The sequence below is a fragment of the Streptomyces mexicanus genome, from assembly GCF_902506575.1.
Lineage (GTDB): Bacteria > Actinomycetota > Actinomycetes > Streptomycetales > Streptomycetaceae > Streptomyces > Streptomyces mexicanus.
In genome coordinates, this window is sequence record NZ_LR732544.1 from 1,719,644 (window position 1) to 1,722,041 (window position 2,398).

The window sequence follows — 2,398 nt, forward strand, 5'->3', positions numbered from 1 at the left end:
GTGCGGGGGAACGGTGGGGTGGGTACTCGTGCGGGCTTCGCCGGTGGGCGCTGCTCGGGTTCCCCCTGGGCAACGGCTGGGCGCCGTGGCGGAGTTCCCGGTGAGGTGGGGAACTCCGCCACGGCGCCCGTTCGTTGGTGGTGGCGTGCGCCGGGCCGGGCCGTTGGGCAGCGGGCGGCGCCTCCGTCGGCGTTGGGGCCCTCGTAGTCCTCGCCGTAGGCGCCCCTGGCGGGCCGGCGGCGGCGCATGGGCGGCTCGACGCCGTCGGCGAGGCGGCGGGCGGTGAGCAGGAAGCCGGTGTGCCCGATCATGCGGTGGTCGGGGCGGACGGCCAGGCCCTCGATGTGCCAGTTGCGGATCATCGTCTCCCAGGCGGTCGGCTCGTTGAAGCAGCCGATCTCGCGGATGGACTCCACGGTCCGGGCGAGCTGGGTGGTGGTGGCGACGTAGCAGCACAGGATGCCGCCGGGGACGAGCGCCTTGGAGACGGCCTCCAGGCACTCCCAGGGGGCGAGCATGTCGAGGATGACGCGGTCGACGTCGGTGTCGGACAGGTTGTCCTGCAGGTCGCCGACGGTCAGCTGCCAGGCCGGGTGCGGGCCGCCGAAGTAGCGCTCGACGTTGGCCTGCGCGATCTCGGCGAAGTCCGCGCGGCGCTCGTAGCTGTGCAGCATGCCCTGGTCGCCGATGGCCCGCAGCAGGAAGCTGCTGAGCGAGCCGGAGCCGACGCCGGCCTCCACGACGCGGGCGCCGGGGAAGATGTCGGCGAAGGCGAGGATCTGCCCCGCGTCCTTGGGGTAGACGACGGCTGCCCCGCGGGGCATGGACAGGACGTAGTCGGGGAGCAGGGGACGCAGCGCGAGGTAGGCGACGTTGCCGGTGGTGCGGACAACGGTGCCCTCGGGTGCGCCGATCAGTTCGTCGTGCGGGAAGGAACCCTTGTGGGTGTGGAAGTTCTTCCCGGCCTCGAGCGTGAACGTGTAGTGGCGGCCCTTGGGGTCGGTCAGCTGTACCTGGTCCCCGACCTTGAAGGGCCCGCGGCGGCGGGCGGCACCGGTCGGTTCGGACATGTGACCAGCCTACCGGTCCCCGACGGGCCGGCCGACCACGTGCCGGGGCCGCGGTCGTCGCCCGCCGCCGCGGTCGTCGCCCAGGGCAGGCGTCCTGCTCCGGCGCCGTGCCGGGGGGCGGCGAGGGGCTACGTCGAGGCGGACGGACGGGCCATGGCGCGGACGAAAGCACGTTCGACGTCCGCGGCGGACAGGACGCCGTAGATCTCGCCGGTCTCCTCCACGACCAGGTACTCGGTCGCCGGGGTGGCGCGCAGCGCGTTGAGGAGGTCCTCGCCGGCCAGCTCGGCGGAGACCCGCATGCCGTCGGTGAGGTCCTGGGCGAGTTCGCTGGCGTGGACCCAGGGGCGGCGGTGTTCGGGGACGCCGGCGATGGCGGACTCGCGGACCAGGGAGAGCGGGGCCCCGTGGCCGTCGACCACGACCAGGGCGCGGGCGCCCGCGTCGTTGGCGCGGCGCAGGGCCTCGGCCAGGGAGGTGTTGGTCTCCACCGGCACGGCGCGGCGGGTGAGGGTGCGGGCGCGCAGTTCGGGCAGGTGTTCGCGCAGCCGGGCCATGCGCAGGCTGTTGCCGGCGCCGGTCCAGATGATCGCGGCGATGATGGCGGCGAGCAGCGCGTCGGTGACGGTGTCCACGCCGACGCTGGTGTCGGGGCCGGCGCCGAAGGTGGTGGACTGGCTGACCAGGGGCAGTCCGATGAGCACGGAGACGGCGAGGGCGCGGCCGACCCAGGCGGCGGCGACGGTGCCGGTCATCGGCCGGCCACTGATCTTCCAGACGACGGCGCGCAGCATGCGGCCGCCGTCCAGGGGCAGGCCGGGCAGCAGGTTGAACGCGGCGACGACGAGGTTGGAGATCATCAGGGCGGCCAGCAGGACGCCGAGGACCGTGCCGCGCTCGACGGGTTGCAGGGCGAGGTAGAACACGCCGCCGAGGACGATCGAGAGCAGGGGGCCGGAGAAGGCGAGCAGGAACTCGCGGCCCGGGGTCTCGGCCTCCTTCTCGATCTCGGAGACACCGCCGAAGAACTGCAGCTGGATGCGGCGCACCGGCAGCTTGAAGCGGAGGGCGACGACGGTGTGGGCGAGTTCGTGGACGAGGACGGAGCCGTAGAAGGCGACCGCGAAGAACAGGGACACCAGGTAGCGGGCGGCGCCCAGGTCGGGCAGCACCCGCTCGAGCTGTCCGCCGAACACCCAGGTGATCAGCGCGGCGACGAGGAACCAGCTGGGCCCCACGTACACCGGCACACCGAAGGGGCGGCCCATCAGGAGCCCGCCTCCCGGTCCGCGGGGCGGGCTCCTGATGGGCCGCCCCTTCGGTGTGCC

General features: G+C 73.6%; 1 protein-coding gene and 1 pseudogene. Both read right to left on the reverse strand.

Translation table 11 applies throughout. The annotated features are described in order from the left end of the window. Positions 1-170: 170 nt before the first annotated feature. Positions 171-1,070: pseudogene (locus tag GV126_RS07760) on the reverse strand (tRNA (adenine-N1)-methyltransferase); the annotation flags it as partial. Between the two features lie 128 nt (positions 1,071-1,198). Continuing rightward, on the reverse strand, positions 1,199-2,398 hold a 1,200-nt coding region (locus GV126_RS07765), incomplete at its 5' end, for a site-2 protease family protein (RefSeq protein WP_236569923.1).